At 48.8% G+C, this 836-nt stretch carries 1 tRNA gene and 2 rRNA genes; all 3 read left to right on the top strand.

The features are described 5' to 3' along the window. Positions 1-111, top strand: a 16S ribosomal RNA gene (locus AB4111_RS31070); the annotation flags it as partial. 107 nt (positions 112-218) lie between these two features. Beyond that, positions 219-294: transfer RNA gene (locus tag AB4111_RS31065), tRNA-Ala, on the top strand. A 214-nt stretch (positions 295-508) separates the two neighbouring features. Continuing rightward, positions 509-836, top strand: a 23S ribosomal RNA gene (locus AB4111_RS31060); the annotation flags it as partial.

Here is an 836-nt window from a genome sequence, read left to right as displayed (position 1 = left end):
GAAGTCGGTGGGGTAACCGCAAGGAGCCAGCCGCCGAAGGTGGGATAGATGATTGGGGTGAAGTCGTAACAAGGTAGCCGTATCGGAAGGTGCGGCTGGATCACCTCCTTTCTATGGAGAATCGTTTCCCGAGTGGAAACATTCAAATAAGCAGGTTCTTTAGAACCTGCACAGCAATTCAGTTACTTATCCATTTGTTCAGTTTTGATGGAATTTGAGGGGCCATAGCTCAGCTGGGAGAGCGCCTGCCTTGCAAGCAGGAGGTCAGCGGTTCGATCCCGCTTGGCTCCACCAAACAATTTCATCTATTTGGCTTGTTCTTTGAAAACTAGATATCGAAACGAAAGTAAATGCGAATTAGAACATTCCTTTAAGCTGAACTTGCGCAAACAAGTCAAGTGTATAAAGGTAGTTAAATTGCTTTTGTGATGGTATCGGGTGAGAGCGACTTTTGGATTTGGACGCAGTCCAAACCAAGGGAAGCGAGCGACCGAAACCGGAACAAAATGGTTAAGCTACTAAGAGCACACGGAGGATGCCTAGGCGCTAGGAGCCGATGAAGGACGTGGCGAACAACGAAACTGCCTCGGGGAGCTGTAAGCAAGCTTTTGATCCGGGGGTGTCCGAATGGGGAAACCCAGCTGGGGTAATTTCCAGTTACACCTAACTGAATACATAGGTTAGTGTGAGGCATACCAGGGGAACTGAAACATCTAAGTACCCTGAGGAAGAGAAAACAATAGTGATTCCGTCAGTAGCGGCGAGCGAACGCGGAGAAGCCCAAACCAGAGAGCTTGCTCTTTGGGGTTGTGGGACGTCTCACATGGAGTTACAAA

Source organism: Paenibacillus sp. 2KB_22, assembly GCF_052115745.1.
Lineage (GTDB): Bacteria > Bacillota > Bacilli > Paenibacillales > Paenibacillaceae > Paenibacillus.
The sequence above is the reverse complement of the archived record's forward strand: the minus strand, read 5'-3'. Positions and strand labels throughout refer to the sequence as shown.